At 69.9% G+C, this 5,296-nt stretch carries 3 protein-coding genes and 1 tRNA gene; all 4 read left to right on the top strand.

Going from position 1 to position 5,296, the window contains the following annotated elements; genetic code table 11:
- The first annotated feature begins 114 nt into the window (after window positions 1-114).
- The 4 genes from ABZ457_RS30320 (at window position 115) to ABZ457_RS30305 (ending at window position 5,082) form a co-directional block, all read left to right on the top strand.
- Window positions 115-2,373 carry a transposase gene (locus ABZ457_RS30320; RefSeq protein ID WP_359164206.1) on the top strand — a complete coding sequence of 753 codons (2,259 nt, stop codon included), beginning with the start codon at window positions 115-117 and terminating at the stop codon, window positions 2,371-2,373.
- A gap of 94 nt (window positions 2,374-2,467) precedes the next feature.
- Window positions 2,468-2,539 (top strand) — tRNA-Asp (locus ABZ457_RS30315).
- 36 nt (window positions 2,540-2,575) lie between these two features.
- Window positions 2,576-3,937 carry an SDR family oxidoreductase gene (locus ABZ457_RS30310; protein WP_359164203.1) on the top strand — a complete coding sequence of 454 codons (1,362 nt, stop codon included), beginning with the start codon at window positions 2,576-2,578 and terminating at the stop codon, window positions 3,935-3,937.
- Window positions 3,931-5,082 (top strand): ribonuclease inhibitor, encoded by a 1,152-nt coding sequence (locus ABZ457_RS30305; protein WP_359164199.1) that lies wholly within the window; start codon window positions 3,931-3,933, stop codon window positions 5,080-5,082. Before ABZ457_RS30310 ends, ABZ457_RS30305 begins: the two co-directional genes overlap by 7 nt.
- The last annotated feature ends 214 nt before the right edge of the window (window positions 5,083-5,296 follow it).

Here is a 5,296-nt window from a genome sequence, read left to right as displayed (position 1 = left end):
TCTTCCGGATAGGGCTTGGGCACAGCGACATCCTTCCCACCTGCCTCACAGGGCAAGCCAGTTCAGATGTCACCCGATCGTGCACCAGACCCCAGGGTCTTATCGGTCGGTGAGATGCTCGATGTCTCCGAGCCGCGGCGGACCGCGCTGCTCGCGTGCACGGTGGCCAAGGCCAGGGCGCGGGTGCGCGATGAGTTCGTGGTGATGTTCTCCAAGCGGATGGCCCGGCATGCGAAGCGGGCCCAGGAGGAGCTGACGGCTCTGGAACAGCGTCACAAGGCGTCCACCGAGCAGTTGCTGGTTGCCTACAGGGACGTGCTGATGGTGCTCAAGGAGCATGTCGTCGACGAGCACGCCGAGCAGAGCGGTCAGGACAGCCTGGAGGACGCGTTGGCGGTGAAGCGCATCCGTGAGGTGGTGGAGTCCGGTGGCGGGTTCGAGTCGCAGCTGGCGGAGATCGAGGCGCTGGCGGCGTACCGGGGCGGGAACTGGACGCCGCTGGTGGAGCGCTTCTTCCGCCCGGACCGGCCGACGATGTTCAAGCTCGCCCGGACTCTCACCTTCGTGCCCACCTCCCGGGACCGCAGTGTCCTGGATGCCTTGGAGCACGCCGTCGCTCACCGGCACCTGACTCGTGAGCTGATCCCCGGTAGCACGGGTGACGGTCCGGCCTTGGATCTGTCGTTCGCCTCGCAGCAGTGGCGCACGACGGTGTATGCGAAGGACCAACCTGGGATGCTGGTGCGCCGGCACTTCGAGGCCATGGTCTTCACCTACCTCGTCGAGGAGCTCCGCTGCGGGGATGTCGCCGTCGTTGGTGGCGAGGACTTCGGTGACTGGACGAGCATGCTGCTGCCCTGGGAGCGGGTGGAGCCGCAGATCCCCCTGTTCTGCCAACAGGCCGGCCTTCCGGCCACCGTCGACGGCTTCGTGGACAATCTCAGGGACCAGCTGACCATGATTGCGCAGGCGGTGGACGCCGGATACCCGGACAACGCGGACCTGACGATCGACCCGGTCACGGGGGTGCCCTCGCTCAAGAGGCGTGAGGGAGCCGAGCGCACCGCGTCCGCCGCGGCTCTGGAGGCCGAGCTGGACCGACGTCTGCCGGCCCGCGGCATTCTGGAGCACCTGGCCCGGGCCGCGCACTGGACCGGCTGGTGGCACCGCCTCGGCCCGCTGTCGGGGTCGGACCCGAAACTGAAGGAACCACTGGCCCGGTATGTGGTCACCGCGTTCACCTACGGCTCCGGCCTCGGCGCCACCCAGGCCGCCCGGCACATGAGCACGCTGTCGGCGCACGAGCTGGCCGCGATCGCGAAACGCCACTGCACCGCGAAGAACCTGGCCCGCGCCGGCGCCGACGTAGTCGATGCCCACCTTGATCTGGACCTGATCCGGGCCTGGGGCGACGGGTCGGTAACGGCGGTCGACGGGACCATGATGGATGCCGCCGTCGACAACCTCCTCGCCGAGACGTCGATCCGCTACGGAGGCTACGGAGGCATCGCCCACCACCTGGTCGCCGACACCTACCTCGCACTGTTCTCCCGGTTCGTGCCCTGCGGCGTGTGGGAGGCCGTCTACCTGATCGACTCCCTGCTGCAGAACCAGTCGGCCGCCCGGCCGGAGCAGGTGCATGCGGACACGCAGGGGCAGTCATTCCCTGTCTTCGGACTCGCCCATGTCTTGGGGATCGAGCTGCTGCCCAGGATCCGCAATTTTCAGGACCTCACCTTCCACCGCCCCGACCCGACAGTGCGCTACCGGCACATCGACCCGCTGTTCTCCACCGACCCCCGCACCGCGATCGACTGGGGGCTGATCCGCAGCCACTGGCCCGACCTCATGCAGGTCGCCCTCTCCGTCCAGCACGGCACGGTCTCCTCGGTGACGCTACTGCGTCGGCTGAACAACCGGTCCCGGAAGAACCAGATCTACCAAGCTTTCCGAGAGGTCGGACGCGCCGTCCGCACCATCGTGCTTCTGCGGTACCTCTCGGACCCTGGGCTTCGGGAGCAGATCCAGAAGGCCACGAACAAGGCCGAGGCCTACAACGGGTTCACCAAGTGGCTGCACTTCGGCAACGCCGGCTGGCTGACCAGCCGCGACCCGGAGCTACAGGACAAGGCAGTCAAGTTCCTCGACCTGATCGCCTCCAGCGTGATCTTCTCCACCACCATCGATATGACCACCGCCCTCTCCTGCATGGCCTCCCAAGGCTGGACCCTCAAAGCGAGCGACTTGGCGGTGGTTAGCCCCTACCGGCGCGAGAACGTGCTCCGCTTCGGCGACTACACCACCGACCACCTCCACATACCTCCACCCGCCTACAACCCCACTCTTCCCACCCCTGAAGATGAGATCATCTGAGCAAAGCGGAGCCGGCATGCCGAAGGGTAGCCAATACTCTGAGGACTGTCGGTGCTGGATGGTAGATAGTGGACACGAGTGTTTTGTAGTTCCAGGTCCTGTAGCGCAGAGGCAGGCGCACCACCCCGTCAAGGTGGAAACGCCGGTTCGAATCCGGCCGGGACCGCACAGCATCGAAGGATCGACCGGAACGGGAGCAGCGGTGCGGGACGCGGAGCTGGTCGAGTTCTCGCGTTTGGTCCGTGCGTTCAGCGAACTTCCGGTGGACGACCCGTCACGGCTGCGGGCGGAGCGCGTCGCCGAGTCCTTCGCGCGCGGGGGCCGGCGGCTACGTCGCCAGGAGCGACGGGACGAAGCGAGGGAGGCGGACGCCGCGCTGCGCGCGCGGACCGCCATGGGCGCCGCCGCCCGTCGTGAGGACGCCCCGCTCAGCGTGCCGTCTGGGAACGAGCCCGCCGGGGAGCTGCTCAAGCCGTGTCGCTGCTACGTGTGCAAGCGGCCCTACCAGCAGCTGGACGCCTTCTACCACAGGCTCTGCCCCGTCTGCGCGACCGACAACTCCGCCCGGCGCGGGCTGACCACGGACCTGAGCGGACGACGCGGGCTGCTGACCGGCGGCCGGGTGAAGATCGGTTTCCAGCTGGCGCTGATGCTGCTGCGTGACGGCGCCGAACTTGTCGTCACCTCGCGGTTCCCGCACGACGCTGTGCGCCGCTTCCAGGCCGCCCCCGACAACTCGGCGTGGCTGGACCGGCTCACCGTCGTCGGCATCGACCTGCGTGACCCTCGCCAAGTGCTTGGTCTGTGCGAGGAGTTGCGCGCGAGCGGCCGTCCGCTGGACATCCTGGTCAACAACGCCGCGCAGACCCTGCGACGGCCCCCGGAGTCGTACGCCCGCCTCACGGCCGGGGAACGGGAGGCGCTCCCCGCCAGCCTGCGTGAACTCGTGTGCCACGCGCCGGGGTTCACGCCGATGCCGACGCTCTCCCCGGCCTGGCCCGCCGCCGAACTGGAGGCCACCGGCGGACCCGGCCACGTCCTGGACGCGGTCGACGAGGCCGGGCTGCTGCCGGACACCGCGCCGGAGAACTCCTGGTCGGCCCGGCTGGGCGGGCTGGACCCGGCCGAGGTGCTGGAGACCCAGCTGGTCAACTCCCTGGCACCGGCCCTGCTGTGCGACCGGCTGCTGCCGCTGCTGCTGGCCTCGCCGCGTCCACGTCGCTACATCGTCAACGTCACCGCCGTCGAAGGCCGGTTCGCCGTGCGGAACAAGACGGGCGGGCATCCGCACACCAATATGGCCAAGGCCGCCCTCAACATGCTGACCCGCACCAGCGCGGCCGATCTCGCCGAGCAGGGCGTGCACATGTGCGCGGTGGACACCGGCTGGATCACCGACGAGAACCCGGCTCCGAAGAAGAGCCGGATCGCCGACCGCGGCTTCCGCACGCCGCTCGACGTGGTCGACGGCGCGGCCCGGATCTACGACCCGATCGTGCGCGGCGAGGCCGGGCACCCGGTCTCCGGGGTCTTCCTCAAGGACTACCAGGAGGTGGCGTGGTGATCGGGCCGGTCGATCTCGGACCGCTGCTGGCGTGGCTGCGGGCCGGGCGGGCCACCGAGGAGCGGGTGGACTTCCCTTCTGGAACGGTGCTGCCGGACGGCCGACTCGACCTGTGCAAGTCGCAGGTCGGCCCAGACGGGGCGGCGCTGGTCGCGGACGCGCTGCGGGCGCGGGCGGAGACGGACGGAGAGCCGGGGCCAATCCGGCACCTGCTACTCGGGACGGACGGGCTCGGCGACGACGGCGCGGCCGAGGTCGCCGCCCGCAGCGCGGGCAGCGGCGTGCAGACGCTCTACCTCGGCTGTAACGGCATCACTGCCGTCGGCGCCTGCCGTATCGCGGACCACCTGCGGGCCTCGCCGCAGGCCGTGGTGGGGCTCTGGCTCAAGCGCAACCCGCTCGGCAGCCTGGCGGGGCACGCCAGCGCAGAGCTGATCGCGGCCGCGTCTGAGCTGCGCACGCTCGACCTGGTGCAGACCGGCCTGGACGCTGCCGGGCTGGCCCGGCTGGCCCGCGCCGTGCTCGATTCCGGGCGCCGCTTTGAGCGGCTCTACCTGGGCGGCAACCCGCTCGGCCCGGACGGGGCGGAGGCGCTGGGGCCGCTGCTGGAGGCAGGTGTGCTCGATGAGCTCTACGTCCCGGCGTCCGGCCTGGGCGACGCGGGCGCGTACACCGTGACGGAGGTGCTGCGCCGGGCGCCGCGCGGGCGTCTGCGACGACTCTCCCTCGCCAGCTCAGGGCTCGGCGCGCCAGCCGTCGCAGAGCTGGTCGCCGCGGCCGTGGCGGCGGACGTCGAACTGCTCGACCTAGGCAGGGTCAAAGCCGCCGCGGTCCTCGGGGCCCCGGATAACCGCGTCGACACCGAGGCGACGACGGCGATCGCCGCGAGCCTGGCCGCCGAGCCGCACCCGCTGCGGCACCTCGTGCTCAGCAACACCGGCATACGCAGCGCCCAGGCGCTGCCACTGCTCGCCGGAGCCGAACGGGCGGTCACACCGACCCGGTTCGTCCTGGGCAAGGGCATCGCCACCAGCGTGCGGCGACGTCTGGACGCCCTGAGCTCCGCGATCCAGTGGCCGGTCGTGCCCAAGGCCGTGGCGGCGGTACAGAGCGTGCACCGGACCCCGCCGCCCGGTCTCGGCTGATGTCTGGGCCGCATCGAAGCTATTCTGCGCCCCGTGATCACAGCCTTGCCAATAGCCGGGTGTCACCCTGCGTATCCATCGGCGTGGCGAACGCCTCAATGCAACACGCCTCTGGTCTTTCGAGGGGATAAGCGCGAAGCGCGCCAGGGCATGCCCTGGCGCGCTTCGCGCGTATAACCACGAAAAAACAGGTAACCCACAGCCCCAACCCACC

Source organism: Streptomyces sp. NPDC005805, assembly GCF_040630445.1.
Lineage (GTDB): Bacteria > Actinomycetota > Actinomycetes > Streptomycetales > Streptomycetaceae > Streptomyces.
Note: the sequence above shows the minus strand (reverse complement) of the source record. Positions and strands in the feature narration are given on the sequence as shown.

Coding starts and splice junctions, on each gene's coding strand:
- ABZ457_RS30320 (WP_359164206.1), top strand. CDS start 115: ATGCTCGATGTCTCCGAGCCGCGGCGGACCGCGCTGCTCGCGTGCACG.